Below are 23,023 nucleotides of genomic sequence, written 5' to 3' on the forward strand. Positions count from 1 at the left end.
GGGCACGGTCTCGGACCAGGATCAGCGAGGGCATCATGCGCGGCACAGGGATAGTCGGCACGGGGGGAAAGTCCAGAGACGTATGGGGTGAAGAGGGGGGAAGCAATGCCTCGTTGGAGGGCCTTGTCCGATGAACTCGATCCGCAGGTCAGAGAGTTCGCGGTCCAACTGCGCAGGCTCGTCGACCGCAGCGGGCTGAGCATCGCGGCGGTGGCCGACCGCACGGGCTACAGCAAGACGTCGTGGGAGCGGTATCTCAACGGCAGACTGCTCGCGCCGAAGGGCGCGATCGTCGCGTTGGCCGAGGTGACCGGCACCCATCCCATCCATCTGACGACCATGTGGGAGCTGGCCGAGCGCGCCTGGAGCCGCTCGGAGATGCGCCACGACATGACCATGGAGGCCATCCGTATCTCCCAGGCGCGCGCCGCCCTGGCGGAGACCGGAGGCCAGTCGACCGCCAAGGCCCCGACCGGGACCAAGGCGAAGAACGGCCGAACGAGCCGGAGCGCGACCGCGACCCCGGGCGTGGCGGGCCCCGCGGGCGTCTCCCCGACGGTCCCGCCCCAGCCGCGTTCACCGGGGGACCGCCCGTCAGGGGACCGCCCGTCGGGAGACCGCCCGTCGGGGGACCGGCACTCCGAAGGCCGTCAGTCGGGGGATCGCCCTTCGGGGGCTCGCCAGCCGGTGGACCGCCCTTCGATGGACCGCCAGTCGGTGGATCGATGGGTGACGGACCGGCCGCCGGTCGATCGACCGTTCGGCGAACGATCGCAGGGGGAGCGCTTCCCGGGCGAACGTCTGCCGGGCGAGCGGTCGTCGGGTGAACCGCGCCCCTCCTCGTCGTCGCCCTCGCCGTCCTCCTCCTCGCCTTCCTCCGCCTCCTCGGCCGCGCCGTCCCTGTACGGCGGGGGGAGCGGGCCGGGGGCCGCCGCCGGTGGCGCTCCCCGTATCAGCTGGGGCATGACCCCGTCGTCGGCCTCGGCACAGTCCGGCCTCTCCGGCGGCCCTTCGCCCTCGGCGCCGTCCGCGCCCTCGGCCCGTGTACCCGGTGGCGCGTCCGCACCGCCGCCCGGCGTCTTCGGCCCGCCGTCCGGCGGCACGGGCGGCACGGGCAGTACGGGTGGCCCCGGCGGCGAGAGTCGTACAGGCAGCGGCCCCGACGCCGGTGACCCCTCGCCCAAGCGGCGGATGTCGATGTTCCTCGCGGGTGCCGTGGGCACGCTCGTCGTGATCGCGGGGGCCTTCTACCTCACCAGCGGCGGCGACAAGAACGAGGCCGAGCGGAAGCCGCCGACGGCCCAGCAGACCACGCCGGCCACGAACCCCGACCTCCCGGCGGGCGTGAAGTGCGGCGGCAAGGAATGCGGCGGCAAGGACCCCGAAGCCATGGGCTGTATCGGCGACCTCGTGACGACCACCGCCACGAAGTTCGTCGGCACCGCGAAGGTCGAGGTCCGCTACAGCGAGACCTGCCAGGCGGCCTGGGGCCGTCTCACCCAGGCCGGCCAGGGCGACGAGGTCCAGGTGACGGTCGGTACGACGAAGGAGACGGCCGCCATCGAAGCGGCCGGCGACAACATCGCGTACACCCAGATGATCACCGTCGAGGACGCGAGCGAGGCCACGGCCTGCGCGACGCTGGCGACGGGCCAGAAGGCCTGCACGGACTGACCGGACGCGAGCACGGTCGTGGGGCGCGGTCCCTCCGGGGACCGCGCCCCGGCATGGCACCGTCTGCCGCGATGAGTTCCGGCCGGGTCGGGAGTCTCTTCCGGTGAGCGTCGTGGAACGTCGTACGACGCCGCCCGGGACGAGACCACGGAGAACACCATGACGACCTCCCCGAACGACCGGACCAGCACGCCTGGTGACCCGACCACCGAGTTGCCCGGCCGCCCGCCCGTCGTCGACCTGGCCACCTGGCAGGCCGCCCGGGACGAGCTGCTGGTCCGGGAGAAGGCGCACACCCGTGAGGGCGACACCCTCGCCGCGGCCCGTCGCCGGCTGCCGATGGTGGAGTTCGACGGGACGGTCGAGGTCGTAGGCCCCGACGGCCCGGTGCCGTTCCTGGACCTGTTCCAGGGGCGCCACGAACTCGTGGTCTACAAGCACATGTGGTACGACGGCGCCCCGCACCAGGGCCAGTGCGAGGGCTGCACCACGACGGCCTGGCATCTGAAGGACGCCGTCTACCTCAACGCCCGAGGTGTCTCGTTCGCCGTCGTGACCACGGGCCGCTGGGAGGAGGTGGCCCCCTACGTCGAGTTCATGGGCTACACCCAGCCCTGGTACTCGGTACGTGACGTGGACGCGCCGGTCGGCGGCGACATGGGCTACCTCACCTGCTTCCTGCGCGACGGCGACCGCGCCTTCCTCACCTACTCCACGACGGGCCGGGGCAACGAGCCGGCCAACGGCTCCCTCAGCCTCCTCGACATGACGCCCTACGGCCGCGGCGAGGCATGGGAGGACAACCCCGAGGGCCGGCCCGTGCTCGGCGATGTCCGCGAGGGGCACCCGGCCGTGGGCCGCCAGGCCTGCTGGTACTGGCGCACGGACGCGGACGGCAACGCCACCTGGGGCCCGACCAGCCGCCCCGTACCGCAGTGGACCCGCCCGGGCGCGACCCCCGTGGAAACCCTCGGCCGCCGGGGCCACTGCCACTGACCCTCCGGGAGACGGCGAGGCCCGGCCCCCTTCGCGGGCCCTCACCGACCCCTGATCGGCCGAGGTGACGACCATCCCGAAGTCGCGTCGCCCACCCGAACCCCGAAAATCGCGCCCCAGGAGGAATGCCTTCCGAACTCCGGGGCAGGCGGACAAGTACCCCCACGGGAGTCCGGCCCGTCCGGGAGACGCACACCCTCCCGGCCCGGCACCCCCACCAGGCGGCCGCCATGGTCCTCTCTCCCGGACCGGCGGCCGCCGTTTGTTGTCGGCACCGCCCCCGCGGTCGCGTTGTGGGGCGGGCCACACAGACCCGGCCGTCCCGGATCGCGGATGCGCGATAGCCTGACCAACGATCTCTCTTGATACCAAGAGATCGATCATTTGTACGTCTCGCCAGGGGCAGGGACGCCCCACCGCCAGCTGTCATACGGAGAACGCCATGACCCGCACTCCCGTGAACGTCACCGTCACCGGCGCGGCCGGCCAGATCGGTTACGCCCTGCTCTTCCGCATCGCCTCCGGCCAGCTGCTCGGCGCGGACGTGCCGGTCAAGCTCCGCCTGCTGGAGATCACCCCGGCGCTGAAGGCCGCCGAGGGCACCGCCATGGAACTCGACGACTGCGCCTTCCCGCTCCTTCAGGGCATCGACATCACGGACGACCCGAACGTGGCCTTCGACGGCGCCAACGTGGGCCTGCTCGTGGGCGCCCGCCCCCGTACCAAGGGCATGGAGCGCGGCGACCTGCTGGAGGCCAACGGCGGCATCTTCAAGCCGCAGGGCAAGGCCATCAACGACCACGCCGCGGACGACGTACGCATCCTCGTCGTCGGCAACCCGGCCAACACCAACGCCCTCATCGCCCAGGCCGCCGCGCCGGACGTCCCGGCCGAGCGCTTCACCGCGATGACCCGCCTGGACCACAACCGCGCGCTGACCCAGCTGTCGAAGAAGACGGGCGTCCCGGTCTCCGAGATCAAGAAGCTCACGATCTGGGGCAACCACTCCGCCACCCAGTACCCGGACATCTTCCACGCCACGGTCGCCGGCAAGAACGCCGCCGAGGCCGTGGGCGACGAGAAGTGGCTCGCCGAGGACTTCATCCCGACCGTCGCCAAGCGCGGCGCCGCGATCATCGAGGCCCGTGGCGCCTCGTCCGCCGCCTCCGCCGCCAACGCCGCCATCGACCACATCTACACCTGGGTCAACGGCACGGCCGAGGGCGACTGGGCCTCCATGGGCATCCCGTCCGACGGTTCCTACGGCGTCCCCGAGGGCCTCATCTCCTCCTTCCCGGTCACCGTGAAGGACGGCACGTACGAGATCGTCCAGGGCCTGGAGATCAACGAGTTCTCCCGCGCCCGTATCGACGCCTCCGTCAAGGAGCTGGAGGAGGAGCGCGAGGCGGTCCGCGCCCTCGGCCTCATCTGAGCGTCCTCACACCCCGACGGCTTGCCTCAGGGTTCGACACCCCGATGGCTTCAGGGCTCGGCAGCTCCGTAACCCCGCCGTCGTACAGCCCCTTCGGACAGGCCCCGTTCCGGTTTCACCCGGACGGGGCCTGTCCCGTTCGATCCGCCGCGGGGGAGCCGGTTGGGCGCCGCGCGGGGTCGATCACTAGTCTGAGCGCCGATACATCGCAGACGAGCCGGTCGCCGCTGTCCACGCACGCGCCGGACCGGCACAGAACAAGGGCACACCGCCCGACGGGGGAGCACACCATGGCAGAAGCACGCCGTCGTCTACGGTCCAGCACGGTCGTCCTCGGAGGGATGGGCGTCGTCGCGGCGGCCCTCACCTCCTGCGGCTCCGATCCCGACCGCCGCTGCGTGGACCGCGACAGCTACGACTACGCCAACGGCTACAAGGTCATCGCCGACAAGAACTGCAAGTCCAGCTCGTCCTCGTCCAGTTCCTCCTCGGTCTACGGCAAGAACCGCAAGAGCAGCAGCAGCGGCAACCGCGACCGGGCCGGCACGGTGGACCCCGCCTGGTACTACGACTCCGACGTCAGCAGCGGCCGGGCCGACTACGGCACCTTCAGCCGCAGCGAAGCGGTCGACCGGGACGGCTTCGGCTGCTCGGGCTCCGGCTCCAGCGGCGGCTGACCCGACGCGCACGGAGCGTACGGAGCGTACGGGGCGTACGCGGCGCACGGAGCGCACGGAACGCGCCTGGCGCACCAGAGCGCACCAGAGCGCACCGGAGCGCACCGGCAGGGACCGCAGGGGAGACCGAGGAGACGACCGCCCATGGAACGCCGCACCATCGACCCCAGGCCGGGCTGGCAGGAGACCGTCGAGGAACAGGGGCTCATCTACCCCCTGACCCGCCACCCGGACGGCACCCTCCGCCCCTACTGGGACGAGAGCGGGTACTACGTCTTCTCCCTCCCCGAGGTCGAGGCCCTGGAGGAGGTCGTCGAGGAACTGCACACCATGTGCCTGGCCGCCGCCGCGCACATCGTCGACCACGACCGCTTCGCCGACCTCGGCATCACCGACCCCCGCCTCGTCGACCTGGTCGCCGAGGCATGGCACCGCCGTGCCGAACTCCCCTCCGTCTACGGCCGCTTCGACCTCCGCTACGACGGCACGGGCCCCGCCAAGCTGCTGGAGTACAACGCCGACACCCCGACCTCCCTCGTCGAGGCGGCGAGCCCCCAGTGGTTCTGGATGGAGGAACGCTTCCCGGACGGCGACCAGTGGAACTCCCTCCACGAACGCCTCGTCGACGCCTGGAAGAAGCAGTCGGGGCTCCTCCCTCCCGGCAGCCCCCTCTACTTCGCGCACTCCGCCGGCGACGAACTCGGCGAGGACCTGATGACCGTCGCCTATCTGAAGGAGACCGCCGAACAGGCCGGCCTCGACACCGACTGGATCTCCATGGAGGACATCGGCTGGGACCGCCTCTCGGAGCGCTTCGTCGACAAGAAGCTCCGCTTCATCCGCAGCGTCTTCAAGCTGTACCCCTGGGAGTGGCTCACCACAGACCGGTTCGCCCCGCACGTCCTCGCCACCCTCGACAACGGCGGCGGCACCGGCACCACGATGTGGATCGAGCCCGCCTGGAAGATGCTCCTCAGCAACAAGGCCCTTCTCGCGATCCTCTGGGAGCTGTACCCCGGCCACCCCAACCTCCTCCCCGCCTACCTCGACGGCCCCCGTGAACTGGCCGCCACCACCGGCTACGTCGCCAAGCCCCTCCTCGGCCGCGAGGGCGCCGGCGTCACCCTCCACCCACCGGGTGCCGACCCGGCCCTCCGCGAAGAGCCCTGCTGCTACCAGGAGTTGGCGCCCCTGCCCACCTTCGACGGCAACCACGTCGTCCTCGGCGCCTGGGTCGTCGAGAACGAGTCGGCGGGCCTCGGCATCCGCGAGTCCTCGGGCCTGGTGACGGATGAGTACGCCCGCTTCCTGCCGCACGTGATCCTCTAGCGCGCCCCTGAAAGGGGCGCGGGGCTGTGACATCTGCGGCTCCGCCGAGGGGCGCGACCAGCCACAACGCAGCCGCAGACCGCCGACGACGCCAACCAGGCAGACGCTCCCGGCACCGCTGTTGCAAGCGGAGCGCCATCGCCCGATAGGGTGACCGGCAGGGCCGTGACTGGCGCGCTGGGATGGGACGGACCATCGGGGAGCGGCCCGGGAATGATGAGTGCCGTGCGCCTGGGCCGTACCGTGAACGCTGAACGCAACGTCCGGAGGTCCCGATGTCAGCCGAGCCCCTTTCCACCGAGTCCACCGCCTTCCGCAGCGCCCTCGACGTGATCCGCGCCGTCGAACCGCGCGTGGCCGACGCCATCGGCCAGGAGGTCGCCGACCAGCGCGAGATGCTCAAGCTGATCGCATCCGAGAACTACGCCTCCCCGGCCACCCTCCTCGCGATGGGCAACTGGTTCAGCGACAAGTACGCCGAGGGCACCGTCGGCCGCCGCTTCTACGCCGGCTGCCGCAACGTCGACACCGTGGAGTCCCTGGCCGCCGAGCACGCCCGTGAGCTGTTCGGCGCCCGCCACGCCTACGTCCAGCCGCACTCCGGCATCGACGCCAACCTCGTCGCCTTCTGGGCCGTCCTCGCCGACCGCGTCGAGGTCCCCTTCCTGGAGAAGACCGGCGCCCGCCAGGTCAACGACCTCACCGAGGCGGACTGGGCCGAGCTGCGCCAGGCCTTCGGCAACCAGCGCATGCTCGGTATGTCCCTGGACGCCGGCGGCCACCTCACCCACGGCTTCCGCCCGAACATCTCCGGCAAGATGTTCGACCAGCGCTCCTACGGCACCGACCCCGCCACCGGCCTCATCGACTACGACGCCCTGCGCGCCCAGGCCCGCGACTTCAAGCCGCTGATCATCGTCGCCGGCTACTCCGCGTACCCCCGTCTGGTGAACTTCCGGATCATGCGCGAGATCGCCGACGAGGTCGGCGCCACGCTGATGGTGGACATGGCGCACTTCGCCGGCCTGGTGGCGGGCAAGGTCCTGACCGGCGACTTCGACCCGGTACCGCACGCCCAGATCGTCACCACCACCACCCACAAGTCCCTGCGCGGCCCCCGCGGCGGCATGGTCCTGTGCGACGACTCCCTCAAGGACCAGGTCGACCGGGGCTGCCCGATGGTCCTCGGCGGCCCCCTCCCGCACGTCATGGCCGCGAAGGCGGTGGCGTTGGCCGAGGCCCGTCAGCCCGCCTTCCAGGACTACGCCCAGCGCATCGTCGACAACTCCCGCGCGCTCGCCGAGGGCCTGATGCGCCGGGGCGCCACGCTGGTCACCGGCGGCACGGACAACCACCTCAACCTGATCGACGTGACCACGTCCTACGGCCTCACCGGCCGCCAGGCCGAGGCGGCGCTCCTCGACTCCGGCATCGTCACCAACCGCAACGCCATCCCGGCCGACCCCAACGGGGCCTGGTACACCTCCGGCATCCGCGTCGGCACCCCCGCTCTGACCACGCGCGGGCTGGGCACCGCCGAGATGGACGAGGTCGCCGGCCTCATCGACCGCGTCCTCACCACCACCGAGCCGGGCACGACGAAGTCGGGCGCCCCGTCCAAGGCCGCCCACGTCCTCGACGAGAAGGTCGCCGACGAGATCTCCCGCCGGGCCACCGACCTGGTCGCCGGCTTCCCGCTCTACCCGGAGGTCGACCTCGGCTGACGGGGGCGGCCGCAAGGGGTCTTCTCGCCCCCGCCGCCCCTACCCGTCCCGTCCCCAGGGGCAGCTGCCCCTTCGACCCCGCCAGGGGGCTCTGCCCCCTGGACCCCCGCTCCTCAAACGCCGGAGGGGCTGGATTTTCAGCCCGTCCGGCGTTTGAGGACGAGGCCCCTCAGGGCCGAAAGCGGGGGTCTGGGGGCGGCAGCCCCCAGGGACGGGACGGGTAGGGGCGGCGGGGGCGAGGCAATCATCAGCGCCCGCCTGTTCCCGACCGCTCCCCGGGACCTGAGAGAATGGTGAACATGGCCTCTGATCGACCCCGCGTGCTCTCCGGCATCCAGCCCACCGCCGGCTCGTTCCACCTCGGCAACTACCTCGGCGCCGTCCGCCAGTGGGTGGCGCTCCAGGAGTCCCACGACGCGTTCTACATGGTCGTGGACCTGCACGCGATCACGATCCCGCAGGACCCCGCGGACCTGCGCTCCAACACCCGCCTCGCCGCCGCCCAGCTGCTGGCCGCAGGCCTCGACCCGGAGCGCTGCACGCTCTTCGTCCAGAGCCACGTCCCCGAGCACGCGCAGCTCGGCTGGGTCATGAACTGCCTCACCGGCTTCGGCGAGGCGTCCCGGATGACCCAGTTCAAGGACAAGTCCGCCAAGCAGGGCGCCGACCGCGCGAGCGTCGGCCTGTTCACGTATCCGATCCTCCAGGTCGCCGACATCCTCCTGTACCAGGCGAACGAGGTCCCCGTCGGCGAGGACCAGCGCCAGCACATCGAGCTCACCCGTGACCTCGCCGAGCGCTTCAACGGCCGCTTCGGCGAGACCTTCACGATCCCGAAGCCGTACATCCTGAAGGAGACGGCGAAGATCTACGACCTTCAGGACCCGGCGATCAAGATGAGCAAGTCGGCGTCGACCCCGAAGGGGTTGATCAATCTGCTGGACGACCCCAAGGTCACCGCCAAGAAGGTCAAGAGCGCCGTCACCGACACCGACACGGTGATCCGCTACGACGCCGTCGAGAAGCCCGGCGTCAGCAATCTGCTCACCATCTACTCCACCCTCACCGGCAAGACCGTCGCCGAGCTGGAGCAGGAGTACGAGGGCAGGATGTACGGTGCGCTCAAGACGGACCTCGCCGAGGTCATGGTCGACTTCGTGACGCCTTTCCGGGAGCGCACCCAGCAGTATCTGGACGACTCGGAGACACTCGACTCGATCCTGGCCAAGGGTGCCGAGAAGGCGCGTGCCGTCGCCGCGGAGACGCTCTCCCAGGCGTACGACAAGGTCGGCTTCCTGCCCGCCAAGCACTGAGCCGTCCCACCCCGACCCCCGAGCGCCGAACGCGCCACTGACAGCGCCGTACATCACTACGGCTGCGCCTGCCCGGAACACCGCTGTGGCCGTACAGTCGATAGCCGGTGGCACGCCTCGGCCGCCCGACAACTCATACGACGCGGTCGTATGACACGACGACAGGAGACGACGTGGGGACCGTAACGATCGGTGTGTCGATCGCGGTCCCGGAGCCCCACGGCAGCCAGCTCCAGGAGCGGCGCGCGGGCTTCGGCGACGCCGCGGCTCACGGTATCCCCACGCATGTCACGCTGCTGCCGCCGACCGAGGTCGAGGACGACGAACTGCCCGCGATCGAGGCGCATCTCGCCGAGGTCGCGGCGGCCGGACGGGCGTTCCCGATGCGGTTGTCCGGCACGGGAACGTTCCGGCCGTTGTCGCCCGTCGTGTTCGTGCAGGTGGTCGAGGGGGCTGAGGCGTGTACGTGGCTGCAGAAGCAGGTGCGTGACGCGTCGGGGCCGGTGGCGCGTGAGCTGAACTTCCCGTATCACCCGCATGTGACGGTGGCGCACGGGATCGCCGAGGAGGCGATGGACCGGGCGTTCGAGGAGTTGGCCTCGTACGACGCCGAGTGGGCGTGTGGTGGGTTCGCGCTGTACGAGCAGGGGCCCGATGGGGTGTGGCGTAAGTTGCGGGAGTTTTTGTTCGGGGGGTCTGTTGTGCTGCCGCAGCCGCAGGGGGTTGTGGAGTCGCTCCGGGAGGGGTGACTTGGGTTGTTTCACGGCTGCGGGTCGGTGGGGGTTGCTCGCGCCCACGCGGCGGAGCCGCACATCGACACAGCCCCGCGCCCCTTTTGGGCCTTCGGCCCATCAAGGGCTGCGGCCCTCTACAGCGGTAGGCGGCGGGACAGTGGTCTCGGCGCGTGCCGTAGGGCCGCCGTGATCCAGCGCATCGCGCCGGGGACCCATACCGTTTCCGCGTGGCGGCGCAGGCCCAGTTCGATGGCTGTCGCCACGGCTTCCGGGGTTGTCGAGAGGGGTGTTGACGGGACGCGGGCGGTCTTGCGGGTGCTGACGTGGGTGGGGCGTACGAGCATGACGTGGACTCCGGTGCCGTGGAGGGCGTCGGCCAGGCCCTGGGTGAAGGTGTCCAGGCCGGCCTTGGTGGAGTCATGGATGAAGTGGGAGCGGCGGGGGCGTTCGGCGGCCGCCGAGGAGAGGACGACGAGGGAGCCGTGGCCCTGGGCCTGGAGGGCCCGCGCGCAGACCAGGCCGGACGAGACACCGCCGGTGTAGTTGGTCTGGGCGACGCGTACGGCGGCCAGGGGGTCGCGTTCGTCGGTGGCCTGGTCGCCCGCCACCCCGAAGGCGAGCAGCACCAGGTCGATGTCGCCCTCGGTGAAGACCTTGCCGAGGGTCGCCTCGTGGGAGTCCGGGGCGAGGGCGTCGAAGCTGATGGTGTGGGTGTCGGCGCCGAGGTTGCGCAGATGGATCGCCGCTTCTTCCAGCGCGGGGGAGGGACGTCCGGCCAGCCACACCGTGCGGGTGCCCCGGGCGATCAGCCGGCGGGCGGTCGCGAGGGCGATGTCCGACGTACCGCCGAGGATCAACAGGGACCGGGGTGCGCTGAAGGCGTCCTTCATGACAGCTCCTCCTGGGGGGCGAGGCCGGGCTTGCCGCTGACTTCGTACGCTCGTGAACGTATCGCCGTGTCCGCCGTCCGCCGGGTCTGCCGGTGTGCCTCGGGACGGCGGCTCACTGAAACGGGTGATCCACGGGTGCTGTCGAGGACGGCACGCGTACGCCGGGGTCGCACCACCACAACCAGGGCAGAGTCGGATCATGGACTGGCTGAAGAGGCTCCCGGGGGTCGGCCCCTTGGCCGAGCGGGTGATGGCCACGCACACGTGGCGTTCGTACGAGCGGTTGGAGCGGGTCGCGTGGACGCGGCTGGCCGCGGCGATGACGTTCATCAGCTTTCTGGCGCTGTTCCCGCTGCTGACCCTGGCGGCGGCGGTGGCCGCGGCGACGCTCGGCGAGGGGCGGCAGCGGGAGCTGGAGGACAAGCTGGCCGAGCAGGTGCCCGGTATCTCCGAGCAACTCGACATCGCGAGCCTCGTCGACAACGCCGGGACGGTGGGGATCATCGCCGGAGCGCTGCTGCTCTTCACCGGTATCGGCTGGGTGAGCGAGATGCGGGGCTGTCTGCGGGCGGTGTGGGAGCGGCCCGAGCCCGAGGAGAACCCGGTACTGGCCAAGGCCAAGGACGCGGGGGTGCTGGTGGGGCTCGGCGGTGCGGTGCTCGTCTCCCTCGCCGCCTCCACCGTGGCCTCGTCGATGGTCGGCTGGACCGCCGACCGCCTCGGGGTCGACCGGGACGGATGGGGCGGCTTGCTGCTCCAGATCGCCGCGTTCGCGATCGCCGTACTGGCCGACTTCCTGCTCCTCCTCTACGTCCTCACCCTCCTGCCGGGTGTCCAGCCCCCGCGCCGCCGCCTGGTCGTCGCGGCCCTCATCGGAGCCCTCGGCTTCGAACTCCTCAAGCTCGTCCTCAGCGGCTATATGCAGTACGTCGCGTCGAAGAGCATGTACGGCGCCTTCGGCGTCCCCATCGCCCTCCTTCTGTGGATCAACTTCACCGCCAAGTTGCTGCTGTACTGCGCGGCTTGGACGGCGGAGGGGAGCGGCGAGGGGGAGGAGACCGACTCCGGGGAGGGGGCCGACTCCGAGGAGGAGGGCGCGTAGGGCGCTTCTCCTCACGGCTTACGGCTTACGGCTTACGGCGTCGCATCAGTTCCGGCAGCGGCCACTTGCGGTTGACCAGGTACACCCCGCCGGCCACGAGGACGAGCACTCCTCCGGTGATCCCCAGCGCGGTCCCGATACCGCTGGCGCCGCCGGTCGTACCCGCGGCCACGGTCTTGCCGCCCGCTCCGGTGGAGGCCGAGGCCGAAGCCGTGGCCCCCGGCTGGGCCGTGGCGTCGGTTCCCCCCTCGGAGGTCTCCGCACTCTTGGGCGGCACCAGCTCCCCCACCGGCTGTACCTTGCCGGCCGCCTTGAAGCCCCAGTCGAGGAGCTGTGCGGTCTCCTTGTAGACCCGGTTGCTCTCCTGCTTCTCGGGATGCATGACGGTGACGAGCAGCACCCGCTCGCCCCGCTCGGCGACCCCGGTGAAGGTGGCCCCGGCGTTGGTCGTGTTGCCGTTCTTCACACCCGCGATGCCCTGGTAGGCGTCGAGGCCGTAGTCACCGGTCAGTAGCCGGTTGGTGTTCTGGATCTCGAAGGACGAGCGGCTCTTCTTGCCGTTCTTCCCCTTCTTGGTCTCGCCGGGGAACTTGGCCCGCACGGTCGAGCAGTACTCCCGGAAGTCCTTCTTCTGCAGCCCCGACCTGGCGATCAGCGTCAGGTCGTACGCCGACGACACCTGGCCCTTCGCGTCGTACCCGTCGGGGCTCACCGCGTTGGTGTCGAGGGCCTGCAGCTCCTCGGCGTGGGCGTTCATATCGGCGACGGTCTTCTTGACGCCGCCGTTCATCGAGGACAGCACATGCACGGCGTCGTTGCCGGAGCGAAGGAAGACACCGAGCCACAGATCGTGGACGGTGTAGCTCTCGTTCTCCTTTATCCCGACCATGCTGGAGCCCGCGCCGACGCCCGCGAGATCGGCCGGGACGACCTTGTGCTCGTCCTCCTTGTTGAACTTCGGCAGCAGGGTGTCCGCGAACAGCATCTTCAGCGTGCTCGCCGGGGCCAGCCGCCAGTGCGCGTTGTGCGCGGCCAGGACGTCACCGCTCTCGGCGTCGGCGACGATCCACGAGCGCGCGCTGATGTCCTTGGGCAGGACGGGCGCGTCGCTGCCGAGGGACGCCTGCGTACCGGATTTGCCCAGGAGTTCACCACCGACCGTCGACATGGTCGCCGGGGGCGTCGCCGTCGGCGAGCCGCTCGGACTCGGGGTCGGGTCGGCGGCGAACGCGGCCGGCGCGATCGCGATCGACGTCAATGACGTCAGCGAGAAGGACACGATTGTGGCGGAGGTGACCAACAGGGAGCGCCTGACGGTCTTCTTGGAGGCGGACACGATCGGAAAAGTACATGCCCCCGACCGGTAAACCCCACAACGCCCCCCACCAGACCCCCCGAGTACACCCCGACTCACGCTCACACCGTCCTTCACGCCGTGGCCCCCGCGAGAGCGCTTGCACGCACGCCGGTGATACTGAACCCATGAAGCTCAGCCGCCCCCTCTCCTGGTTCCTGCTCGCCTTCGGGGCATGGAGCTGGGTCATTTGGATCACTTTCGCCCGGAATCTCTGGAAGGACGGCAGCGGCCTCGCGTTCGACGACGCGGGCGACCGCACGGCGTACTTCTGGGTGCACCTGACACTCGCGATCGTCTCCTTTGTCCTTGGGACGGTCATCGGCGCCATCGGGTTGCGCGGACTGCGCGCTCTGCGGCGAACGGCATAGTGGGGAGCGCGGCTTCATGGTGATCGTCTTCATCCTCGTGGCCGTACTGGTGCTGGCCCTCTTCGCGGCCCTGCACTGGTACGCCTGGCGCCGACTGGTGCGCGACACGACACGGGGGCCGGGCCTCGCCCGACGCGTGGGCACGACGGTCTTCATCGCCGGGCCCCTGCTGATGGTCGGCGGCTTCGCCTCCGAACGGGCCGGCGCCCCCTTCTGGCTGCAGCAGACGCTGACCTGGCCGGGCTTCATGTGGCTCGCCCTCACGCTGTATCTGCTGCTCGCCCTTCTGGCGGGGGAGCTCGTACGCCCCCTCCTGCGCCGTCTCGTCGAACGACGCGCCCCCGCCCCCACGGCCCGGCCCGAACCGGCGGTGCGTGAGCCCCAGCCGGAACCGGAGCCGGTCCCCGCGGGCGCCGCCAAGGCCGTCGAGCCGGCCGAGCCGGGCACCCCCTCCGGGCCCACCACACCCGCCGCCCCCGCCGAGCCGGACGCCACCACACCCGCCGACCCCTCCCGGCGGCTCTTCGTCTCCCGGGTCGTCGGCGGTGCCGTCGCCGCCGCGGCCGTCGGGACCGTCGGCTACGGCACCTACGGCGTCGTACGCGGCCCCAAGCTGAAGCGGGTCACCGTCCCGCTGGCGAAGCTGCCGCGGGCCGCGCACGGTTTCCGGATCGCGGTGGTGAGCGACATCCATCTGTCGCCGATGCTGGGCCGGGGCTTCGCGCAGAAGGTCGTCGACACGATCAACTCGACCCAGCCGGACCTGATCGCGGTCGTCGGCGACCTGGTCGACGGCGATGTGGCGGACCTCGGCCCGGCGGCGGCGCCGCTCGCCCAGCTGAAGGCGCGGCACGGCAGCTACTTCGTCACCGGCAACCACGAGTACATCTCCGGTGCCGAGCAGTGGGTCGAGGAGGTGCGGCGGCTCGGTCTGACCCCGCTGGAGAACGACCGCCGCGAGCTGCCTTATCTCGATCTCGCCGGGGTGAACGACATCGCCGGTGAGGACGAGGGCCAGGGCCCCGACTTCGCGAAGGCCCTCGGCGACAGGGACACCTCGCGGGCCGTCGTGCTCATGGCGCACCAGCCGGTGCAGATCCATGACGCCGTCGACCACGGCGTGGACCTCCAGCTCTCCGGGCACACCCACGGCGGCCAGATGTGGCCCATGACCTATGTCGCCCAGGCCGCCAACCCCACCCTCGCCGGCCTCGAACGCTATGGCGACACCCAGCTCTACGTCAGCCGGGGCGCGGGCGCCTGGGGGCCGCCGGTACGGGTCGGTGCCCCCTCCGACATCACCGTGGTGGAACTGGCGTCGAAGCAGGCCTGACACAACAGCCTGATTGGTCATCAAGATCTCATCGGCGGCCCCCAGTTGGGACGTTCGCTGAGTTCTTCCTTAACTCGACAAAACCCGTCTTCCGCGAACGTGATCACGTGTGGTTAGGTGAGCGGCGTCATCGCGGCGCCACTGCGCGTTGTGGGCCGGGTGGGGGTCTTGGGAGGGGCGCCGTGCGCTCGGTTCGCTTACGGATTCTGGCGTCGCTGGTGGTGCTGGCGATCGCGGCGGTGGGCGCCTGGCAGCTGATGCCGGCCCAGCGGAACGCCGACCGGACGATCACGGTCGGTACGGCCGAGCGCGTCACCTCCCTCGACCCGGCCGGGGCGTACGACACCGGCTCCTGGGCCCTGTTCAGCAATGTCTTCCAGTCGCTGCTGACCTTCGAACCGGGCGGCACCACCCCCGTCCCGGACGCCGCCCGGTCCTGCGAGTTCGTCGGCAACGCGCTCACCGTCTACCGCTGCACCCTGCGCGAGGGCCTGACGTTCCCCAGCGGACGCGAGGTCACCGGGGCCGATGTGAAGTACTCGTTCGACCGGATCAAACGCATCAACGCGGACATCGGCCCCGCCCCGCTGCTCGCCACCCTCCAGTCGGTCGAGGCGAGCGGACCGGACGTCAGCTTCCGTCTCACCGGGCCGGACGCGACCTTCCCGTACAAGCTGGCCACCGGCGCCGGTTCGATCGTCGACCGCGCCGAGTACCCCGCCGACCGGCTGCGCACCGACGGTGGCGCCGACGGCACCGGGCCGTACACGCTCGACTCGTACACCGAGGGACGGCAAGCGCGGCTGCTGCCCAACGAGAACTACGTGGGCGCCGCCGAGCGGACCGGCAGCCCCGTCCTCATGCGCTACTACCAGGACTCGGCGGCCCTGGAGCGGGCGTGGCGGGCGCGTCAGGTCGACGTGGCCACGCGCACGCTGCCGCCCGCCGTGCTCGCCGGACTCTCGGCCGCCGACCCCGACCAGAGGGTGGTCGAGTCGGACAGCACCGAGACCCGCGATCTGGTCCTCAACGTGCGTGCGAGCTCGCCCCTCGGCGACCGGCTCGTCCGGCAGGCGCTGGCCACGCTGATCAACCGCAAGCAGCTCATCGCCGCCGTCCACCACGGCACCACCGAACCGCTGTACTCCCTCATCCCGGCCGGCATCACCGGCCACACCACCTCGTTCTTCGACGCCTACCCCGAGCCCGACCCGCAACGGGCCCGGCAACTCCTCGACGCGGCCGGGGTGACCATGCCGGTCCGCTTCACCTACGGGTACGCCGAGGGCCGGGAGTCGGCCGCCGCCGAGGCCGCCGAGATCGCACGGCAACTGGAGGCGACCGGGCTGTTCGCGGTGACGACCCGAGCGTATGAGTGGACGGACTTCCAACGGCGTTACGCGGCCGGGGAGTTGGACGCGTACGCCGTCGGCCGGCTCGCCGACTATCCCGACCCCGAGACCTTCAGCGCACCCTTCGTCGGCACGGGTGGGTCGATGAGGAATGGCTACAGCGGCGAGGAGGCCGACCGGCTTCTCCAGGACAGCCGCCGCTACGAGGACCGGGGCGGGGCCGTCGCGGACTTCGAGGAACTTGAGGAGATCGTCGCCCAGGACGTTCCGGTCATCCCGCTCTGGCAGCGCAAGGAGTTTGTGCTCAGCACGGAGGGGGTCGGCGGGGCCGAGTATGTGACTGACGGAACCGGGGTGTTTCGGCTGTGGGGGCTGGAGTGGGGGTGAGGTGTTTTGGCGCCTAAGGGGGAGGGGGTTGTTGGGCTTGCGCGGCTGCGGGTGCGTTGTGGTTGATCGCGCAGTTCCCCGCGCCCCTAAAAAGCGGCGGCGGTAAAGTCACCGTACTTTCAAGCCGTCACCCAAGGCCGTGCGCACTGTCACCTCGCCCCCGTGAGCCTCCACCACCCCCTGCACGATCGCCATCGCGCTCCACGCCCATCCGTACCGGCGTATGCGTGCGTACGTTGCCGATCAGGTTGCCCAGGACCTGGCGCAGGCCCGACTCGTCGGCGTGGACCAGGAGGGTGCCCTCCGCTGTGACGGTGATCGGGCGGTCCGGCTGCTGGGCCCGGAGGTCGGCGGCGGCGTCGCGGAGGAGGTGGGTCAGGTCGATGTCGCGCAGGCGGAGTTCGGGGTGCTGGTCGAGGCGGGCCAGGGTGAGGAGTTCGTCGACCAGACGGCCCATGCGGTCGACCTCGGCGTTCATCCGGTCCCAGGCACGCCTGCGCTGCTCGGGGTCGGTGAGCATGCCCTTGTCGTAGAGCTGGAGGTAGCCGCGGATCGCCGACAGGGGGTGCGGAGTTCATGGGAGGCGTCGCCGACGAAACGGCGGAGCTGGGCGGCGCCAACTCCGGTAGCCGGGCGCGCAGTTCACGCCCGAGGGCCCGCCCGTCGCCGTCCGGCAGCATCACGTCCAGCAGCGCCGCGTCGGGCCGCGTCCGCTCGGCCAGCGTCAGCGCCTCCCGTACCGTACCGGCCGTCATCACCTCGAACCGGTGGTAGCGCAGGGCGATCGTCAGCACATCCGTGATGCTCGGCTCGTCCTCGACGACCAGCACGGTCGCGCCCGGGCCGTCGATGACGCCGGTGCTCTCGCCGCGGATCGTGCCCTCGGTTCCGTTCGTCTCCCCGGTTCCGGTCATGCCCTCAGTATCCGGCCCCGGCCCTCCCTCCGGGGGGCCGGGGCCGTCCGGCCGACCAGGGTGGTGCCAGGACCCGGGGGACCAATCGACTGTCGTACAAGGAGAGTTGATCGTGGCGACATTGGCACGGTCGTGGTATCGGCACCGACTGGTGGTCCTGTTGTTGTGGGTGGGGACGGTGTTCGGTGTCGGCTTCGCCGGCTCGGTCGCCGGCACGGACTACGCGAACGTCTTCTCCCTCCCGGACACGGACTCCAAGCGCGCGTACGACCTGATGGACCAGGCCTTCCCGGAACGCGCGGGCGACACCGACACGGTGGTGTGGAAGGTCGACGAGGGCTCGTTACGGGACGAGGCCGTACGCGAACGGATCGAGCCCGCGCTCGCCGAGATCGGCCGGATGCCCGGCGTCGGCGGTGTCACCAGCCCGTACGACGAGGGGCGGGGCGGCGGCTCCGCGGGCGTCAGCCGGGACGGGCGGATCGCCTACGCCCAGGTGACCTTCACCGAGGAGGCGAACGCCGTCCCGAAGGAACTCATCGACGAGGTGATCGAAACCGCTCAGAACGCCGAACGGAATGGTCCTGAACGGGACGGTCTGCAGGTGGAGTTGGGCGGTCAGGCGATCGGGCGGGCGCAGGAGGCCACGCAGGGCACGTCCGAGGCGGTCGGCATCCTCGCCGCGGCCGTCGTTCTCTTCCTCGCCTTCGGTTCGCTCTTCGCGATGCTGCTGCCGATCGTGGTGGCGGTGGCCGGTGTCGGCACCGGCATGATGGCCACGGCCCTGCTCAGCCATGTAACGAACATCCCCGATGTGGCCCCGCTGCTCGGCTCGCTGATCGGCCTCGGCGTGGGCATCGAGTACGCCCTGTTCATCGTCACCCGCCACCGGCGCGGCATCCTGCGCGGGATGAAACCGGAGGAGCGGCCGTCACCGCCCTCAACACCTCCGGGCGCGCGGTGCTGTTCGCGGGCGGCACGGTGTGCATCGCGCTCGCCGGAATGCTGGTGATGAACCTCCGCTTCCTGGACGGCGTGGTCATCGCGACCTCGCTGGCGGTCGTGCTGAGCGTGCTGGCCGCGGTGACCCTGCTGCCGGCGTTGCTGGGCCTGCTCGGCCCGCGCGTCCTCAGCCGCCGCCAGCGCGCACGACTGTCCATCGCCGGCCCCGAACCGGAGGTGTCGACGGGCCTCGGCGCCCGCTGGTCCTCGTACGTCGAACGTCGTCCGCGCTCCACGGCGGCGGTCGCCCTGCTCGTCATGCTGGCCCTCGCCATCCCCGTCCTCTCCATCCGCCTCGGCACCTCCGACCAGGGCAACCACCGCGACACGACGACCACCCGCCAGGCGTACGACCTCCTGGCGGAGGGCTTCGGCCCCGGCTTCAACGGTCCCCTTCAGGTGGTCGTGAACGGTGACACCTCCTCCGACCTGGTGCCGCGTATCGAGTCCACGGACGGTGTGGCCCAGGTGGTGGCCGTACCACCGGCGAACGGCGTCACGGTGATCCAGGTGATCCCGACGACGTCCCCGCAGTCGGCGAAGACGGACCAGCTGATCGACCGCCTGCGCGAGGACGTGATCCCGTCGACGGGTGCCGAGGCCCATGTCGGCGGGGTGACGGCGGTCTCGAAGGACTTCGCGTCGGTGACCGGCGACCGTCTCCCCTATGGGGCTGGGGGACGGAACTGCTGGGCATCGGCAAGGAGGGCCCGATCGCCGCGTTCCTCCCGGTCATCATGTTGTCCCTGCTCTTCGGCCTCTCCATGGACTACCAGGTGTTCCTGGTCAGCCGGATGCACGAGGAGTGGGTGCACACCAAGGACAACGCCCGCGCCGTCCGCGTCGGCCTCGCCGAGACCAGCCGGGTCATCAACTGCGCCGCGCTGATCATGATCTGCGTCTTCAGCGCGTTCGTGCTGAGCGGCGAACTGGAGGCGGCGATGGCCGGCATCGGCATGGCTGCGGCCGTGGCCCTGGACGCCTTCATCCTCCGTACGGCCCTGGTCCCGGCCGCGATGCATCTGCTGGGGAAGGCGAACTGGTGGCTGCCGGAGTGGCCGGAGCGGAGGCTTCCGCACCTTGCGGTGGAGCCTAGGGAGTCGCCGGTGGCGGCGTCGCCGGGACCGCTGGGGGTGCGGGAACTGTCGGAGGCGCGGGCCGCTGGAGTCACGGGACGGCGGGGCCTCTGTGATCCACGGGTTCATCAGCACGGGGGAGGGGGAGCCGGGCGAGGGGGTCGTGGTGACCGTGCTCTCGCGGGGCGGCCGACCACTGGACCGGGTGACGTCGTTGGCGGACGGCTCGTACATCCTGGCGGTCCCCGGGCCGGGTACTTATCTCCTGGCGGCGACTTCGAGGTCGTACGACGCCCATGCGCGGCAAGTGGTCGTGGGGGAGGGGGCGTTGCTGTACGACGTGGGGTTGGCGGGGGCGCGGGAGGGGGAGGTGGACGCGGTCAATTAGCTTTCGTCTGCCCGGCTTTGAGGATTTCGTCGACGTCCAGGGTGACCTCGGCGCCGATGGAGTCGGGGAGTGTCACAACCTCGCCGGGGGCGTGGATGCGGTGGTTCGCGTACTCGTCTCCGGCCGGGTCGGTGAGGACGTGAAGGCGTTGGTGCCTACGGTCGACGATGACGTAGACGGGAAGCTTCGCCTGGGCGTACGCGGTGACCTTGGCACGGAGGTCGTTCTGGTAATTGCTGGAGGTCACTTCCAGGACCAGACGGAAGGCGATCGGGTCGTAGCAGTTGTTTTCGACGAAATGGTCTTCGATGTCGCCGTCGACGACTACAAGATCCGGGATCGCGTAGTCCTCGGCCCCATTCGGGAGCCAAAGCCCCACTCCTTCGAGAACCTCGGATTCTCCGCCGGCCAGGCCTGCGGTCGTGAAAGGGTCCCTCAACCTGGACAACGCGCGGGCGTGGGCGACGTTGGGCGGCGGCGTCACAACGATCGTGCCTCCGATGATCTCGACGCGATACCCCGGATTGCGGTCCATGAGCCGATTGGCCTCCGCGATCAGCGGACGGTCTCCATGGGGCCGCTCGACGGATGCTGCGGACATCACGTGCCTCCTGTGGGCTGGTGTCGAGACCATCATCGTAGGCAGGAACGAGGCCAGACGGCCCGTTCGACCCCGTTCACCCAAAAGTGATCGCTAGCCGCGCCCCTTGACCCCCGCACCCGGCAGTGCCCTCACCACCCCCGTCATCCCCGGCAGAAAGTCGGTGAACAGCTCATGCACCTCGTGGACGAGCGGCCGCAGCACCCGGAAGCGGGCCAGTGAGACCCCCCGGGTGGTGAGCCGGGCGCCTCGCTCGGCCAGCCGGTAGCTGCGCTCCCGCCCCTCCGTCCGATCGAAGACCCAGTACAGCACCAGTCCCATCTGGGAGAGCCACATCAGCTCGGGAAGCGCGTCCTTCAACTCGTCCGGCACCTTGGCCTTCGCCCCGGCGAGGACCTCCCGATGGAGGGCGATGGCCTCCTCGCGCGGCTTCTCCGACTCGGGGGAGAAAGGACTGAGGGGACTGTCCGGATCGGCGGCGTTCTTGAAGAACTGCGCCGCGAACTCGTGGTACGGCTCCGCCACGTCCAGCCACACCTTCAGCACCCCGGCGATCCGCGCCTCCAGATCGGTCTCCCGCGCCAGCACCGGCCGCACCGCCGCGAGATGCTCGGCGCCGATCCGGTCGTAGAAGCCCTGGATCAGATGTTCCTTGCCGGCGAAGTAGTAGTACGCGTTGCCGACCGAGACCCCGGCCTCCTTGGCGATGGCCCGCATCGTCGTCTTGTCGTACCCGCGCTCCTGGAAGAGCCGCAGGGCGGTCTCCAGGATCAGCGCGCGGGTCTGCTCGGACTTGGCGGGACTCTTGGAGTCGGGCTTGGCGGAGCCCATGGGCGCGGACTCGGGCGCGGATTCCCGTTCGGGCCGGGGCTCGGGCTCGGGCGCGGATTCCCCTTCCGGTCGAGGCTCGGACGCGGACTCGGGTTCGGGGCTGTCGATCGGTGCGGGCACGGGGTGAGCCTAACGAGTGGGGCAGGTGCCGCTGTCACAGCCGTCGGACGAGGAGTAGGTCCACCCGGAGCGGCGGTCGTACACCCATCCCTCCAACTCGGCCCCGCCCTTCCCCGTACGCGGCCGATGCGACCCCCGCCACTTGGCGGCGGCGAGGACGGCGCCGCGAGCGAGCCGCGCTCCCGAGGGCGTGCTCAGCCGGTGGGCGAGCGGGCGGTGGTCGCGCAGCGCCCAGAGACAGACGACCCAGGCCGCCGGCCCCCGATACACCTGGCCGCCGTCCCCCACGATGGTGATCTCCTCCAGGGTCGCCGCATGGTCCAGCGAGGGAAACCGCTGCCGGGCCTCCGCCGACCCCGCCGCCACGAAGTCGAGCCGCACCAACTGCCGCTGCCGCCCGAGCCATTCTCGCAGGAAGGCGCAGAGGCCGCACTGGGCGTCGAAGAGGACGGTGAGCGAGCGGACGGGGACGACCACCGGGGCCGGGACACGCTCGGCGTCCCAGCCCTCGGCGGCTGCCTTTGCCGCTGTCGCTGTCTCGGTCACCGCGGTCACGCCCCGGCCGGAGGCGCGGTGGGCGTGGTGGTGGGCGGCACCCAGCCCTGCGGGGCGACCGGCGGCACCTGTTCGCGCTCCATGACGCCCCGGCGCCGGAACTTGTTCAGGACGTAGACATTGCCGAGGTGCAGTGCGCCGAGGACCAGCAGGACGACGCCGAGCTTCGCCGAGACGGCCTCGAACACCTCACGCGGGCTGTCGATCGCCCCGTCCTCGTTCAGATAGAGCGCGACGAACCCGAGGTTCACGAGATAGAACCCGACGACCAGCAGATGGTTCACCGCGTCCGCGAGCTTCTCGTTCCCCCGCAGTACGTCCGAGAGGAAGATCCGCCCGTTCCTGCTCAGCGTCCGCGCCACCCAGACCGTCAGCCCCACGCTGACCAGCAGATAGATGACGTATGCGACGACCGTGAGGTCCATTCCCCCACCCCTTCCAGGGCTTCTTGAACACGTTCAAAACTCTCGACGGGAGAGACTGTAGACCTGTTTTTGAACGTGTTCAAGCGGCGCCTGTGTGGGCTGGGTTACGTACTCCGCCCCAACTCCGGCCGCCGCGAGCGCCCGTGCGGCGGCACGGGCGTCCCGCACCTCCAGCCACACCCGCGCCGCCGACGCCCACACCGGCTCCCGCCGGTGCAAGGCCTCCTCCAGCCGGAGCAGCGGCCCCGGCGTCTCCTTCCCCACCTTCAACAACGCGATCCCGGCCTCGTCCAGCTGAAACCCCACCTCGAACCCCGCCCGCCCATGGAAGGCGACCGCCTCACAGCGCCGAGGAACGACAGCGCCCGCGCCGGAGGTGGCGGGCGGAGAGGGCGCGGAGCGATGGGCGGGCGGAGCCCGGGGCCCAGCCTGAGCGTCGGCCG

The 23,023-nt window shown here is 70.6% G+C and carries 18 protein-coding genes, 4 pseudogenes and 1 riboswitch; of the genes and pseudogenes, 13 read left to right on the forward strand and 9 right to left on the reverse strand.

Features of this window, described 5'->3' with window-relative positions; translation table 11 throughout:
- Positions 1-105: 105 nt before the first annotated feature.
- From ACWD4G_RS25710 to ACWD4G_RS25745, 8 genes are all read left to right on the forward strand, one after another.
- Entirely contained in the window at positions 106-1,674 is a 1,569-nt protein-coding gene (locus ACWD4G_RS25710; RefSeq protein ID WP_451297236.1) for a helix-turn-helix domain-containing protein, read from the forward strand.
- A gap of 159 nt (positions 1,675-1,833) precedes the next feature.
- Positions 1,834-2,670, forward strand: coding sequence for a DUF899 domain-containing protein (locus ACWD4G_RS25715; protein ID WP_451297238.1), 837 nt, complete (start codon positions 1,834-1,836; stop codon positions 2,668-2,670).
- A 442-nt stretch (positions 2,671-3,112) separates the two neighbouring features.
- Entirely contained in the window at positions 3,113-4,102 is a 990-nt protein-coding gene (locus ACWD4G_RS25720; protein ID WP_451297240.1) for a malate dehydrogenase, read from the forward strand.
- A gap of 290 nt (positions 4,103-4,392) precedes the next feature.
- The gene (locus tag ACWD4G_RS25725; RefSeq protein WP_451297242.1) at positions 4,393-4,779 is read left to right on the forward strand and encodes a hypothetical protein; all 387 of its coding nucleotides are present in this window, start codon (positions 4,393-4,395) and stop codon (positions 4,777-4,779) included.
- Positions 4,780-4,923: 144 nt separating this feature from the next.
- Positions 4,924-6,108, forward strand: coding sequence for a glutathionylspermidine synthase family protein (locus tag ACWD4G_RS25730; protein WP_451297244.1), 1,185 nt, complete (start codon positions 4,924-4,926; stop codon positions 6,106-6,108).
- Positions 6,109-6,263: 155 nt separating this feature from the next.
- Positions 6,264-6,352, forward strand: a riboswitch (ZMP/ZTP riboswitch).
- A 31-nt stretch (positions 6,353-6,383) separates the two neighbouring features.
- On the forward strand, positions 6,384-7,832 hold the full coding sequence (locus ACWD4G_RS25735; protein ID WP_451297246.1) for a glycine hydroxymethyltransferase: 1,449 nt from the start codon (positions 6,384-6,386) through the stop codon (positions 7,830-7,832).
- A 299-nt stretch (positions 7,833-8,131) separates the two neighbouring features.
- Complete coding sequence (gene trpS, locus ACWD4G_RS25740) at positions 8,132-9,145, forward strand: tryptophan--tRNA ligase (protein ID WP_451297248.1); 1,014 nt, start codon at positions 8,132-8,134, stop codon at positions 9,143-9,145.
- 173 nt (positions 9,146-9,318) lie between these two features.
- Positions 9,319-9,894 (forward strand): 2'-5' RNA ligase family protein, encoded by a 576-nt coding sequence (locus tag ACWD4G_RS25745; RefSeq protein WP_451297250.1) that lies wholly within the window; start codon positions 9,319-9,321, stop codon positions 9,892-9,894.
- A gap of 119 nt (positions 9,895-10,013) precedes the next feature.
- On the opposite strand, the gene ACWD4G_RS25750 is transcribed toward ACWD4G_RS25745, so the two are convergent.
- Positions 10,014-10,769 (reverse strand): SDR family NAD(P)-dependent oxidoreductase, encoded by a 756-nt coding sequence (locus tag ACWD4G_RS25750; RefSeq protein ID WP_451297252.1) that lies wholly within the window; start codon positions 10,767-10,769, stop codon positions 10,014-10,016.
- A gap of 199 nt (positions 10,770-10,968) precedes the next feature.
- Here ACWD4G_RS25750 and ACWD4G_RS25755 point away from each other — a divergent pair, with 199 nt between their 5' ends.
- Complete coding sequence (locus tag ACWD4G_RS25755; RefSeq protein ID WP_451297254.1) at positions 10,969-11,871, forward strand: YihY/virulence factor BrkB family protein; 903 nt, start codon at positions 10,969-10,971, stop codon at positions 11,869-11,871.
- A 25-nt stretch (positions 11,872-11,896) separates the two neighbouring features.
- On the opposite strand, the gene ACWD4G_RS25760 is transcribed toward ACWD4G_RS25755, so the two are convergent.
- Positions 11,897-13,207, reverse strand: a complete 1,311-nt coding sequence (locus ACWD4G_RS25760) for a D-alanyl-D-alanine carboxypeptidase family protein (RefSeq protein WP_451297256.1) — start codon at positions 13,205-13,207, stop codon at positions 11,897-11,899.
- A gap of 146 nt (positions 13,208-13,353) precedes the next feature.
- Between ACWD4G_RS25760 and ACWD4G_RS25765 the strand changes: the two genes are divergently transcribed.
- From ACWD4G_RS25765 to ACWD4G_RS25775, 3 genes are all read left to right on the forward strand, one after another.
- Positions 13,354-13,596 (forward strand): SCO4848 family membrane protein, encoded by a 243-nt coding sequence (locus ACWD4G_RS25765; protein WP_451297258.1) that lies wholly within the window; start codon positions 13,354-13,356, stop codon positions 13,594-13,596.
- A 16-nt stretch (positions 13,597-13,612) separates the two neighbouring features.
- On the forward strand, positions 13,613-14,929 hold the full coding sequence (locus ACWD4G_RS25770) for a metallophosphoesterase (RefSeq protein ID WP_451297260.1): 1,317 nt from the start codon (positions 13,613-13,615) through the stop codon (positions 14,927-14,929).
- 182 nt (positions 14,930-15,111) lie between these two features.
- Positions 15,112-16,668: an ABC transporter substrate-binding protein gene (locus tag ACWD4G_RS25775; protein ID WP_451297262.1), complete on the forward strand. Its 1,557-nt coding sequence runs from the start codon at positions 15,112-15,114 to the stop codon at positions 16,666-16,668.
- A gap of 108 nt (positions 16,669-16,776) precedes the next feature.
- Here ACWD4G_RS25775 and ACWD4G_RS25780 read toward each other — a convergent pair.
- Both ACWD4G_RS25780 and ACWD4G_RS25785 read right to left on the reverse strand, forming a co-directional pair.
- Positions 16,777-17,283, reverse strand: a pseudogene (locus ACWD4G_RS25780) (sensor histidine kinase); the annotation flags it as partial.
- A pseudogene (locus ACWD4G_RS25785) lies at positions 17,283-17,498 on the reverse strand (response regulator); the annotation flags it as partial. The pseudogenes ACWD4G_RS25785 and ACWD4G_RS25780, both read right to left, overlap by 1 nt.
- Positions 17,499-17,703: 205 nt before the next feature.
- On the opposite strand from ACWD4G_RS25785, the pseudogene ACWD4G_RS25790 reads away from it, so the two are divergent.
- A pseudogene (locus ACWD4G_RS25790) lies at positions 17,704-20,048 on the forward strand (MMPL family transporter).
- Here ACWD4G_RS25790 and ACWD4G_RS25795 read toward each other — a convergent pair.
- The 5 genes and pseudogenes from ACWD4G_RS25795 to ACWD4G_RS25815 all read right to left on the reverse strand — a co-directional run.
- Positions 20,041-20,649, reverse strand: coding sequence for a Uma2 family endonuclease (locus ACWD4G_RS25795; RefSeq protein ID WP_451297264.1), 609 nt, complete (start codon positions 20,647-20,649; stop codon positions 20,041-20,043). The pseudogene ACWD4G_RS25790 and the gene ACWD4G_RS25795 overlap by 8 nt on opposite strands.
- 93 nt (positions 20,650-20,742) lie before the next feature.
- On the reverse strand, positions 20,743-21,480 hold the full coding sequence (locus ACWD4G_RS25800) for a TetR family transcriptional regulator (protein ID WP_451297408.1): 738 nt from the start codon (positions 21,478-21,480) through the stop codon (positions 20,743-20,745).
- 129 nt (positions 21,481-21,609) lie between these two features.
- Positions 21,610-22,077 (reverse strand): thiol-disulfide oxidoreductase DCC family protein, encoded by a 468-nt coding sequence (locus tag ACWD4G_RS25805; protein WP_451297410.1) that lies wholly within the window; start codon positions 22,075-22,077, stop codon positions 21,610-21,612.
- Positions 22,078-22,151: 74 nt separating this feature from the next.
- Positions 22,152-22,580 (reverse strand): hypothetical protein, encoded by a 429-nt coding sequence (locus ACWD4G_RS25810; protein WP_451297266.1) that lies wholly within the window; start codon positions 22,578-22,580, stop codon positions 22,152-22,154.
- A gap of 120 nt (positions 22,581-22,700) precedes the next feature.
- A pseudogene (locus ACWD4G_RS25815) lies at positions 22,701-22,922 on the reverse strand (VOC family protein); the annotation flags it as partial.
- Positions 22,923-23,023 lie beyond the last annotated feature (101 nt).

The organism is Streptomyces sp. NPDC002643 (genome assembly GCF_053592555.1).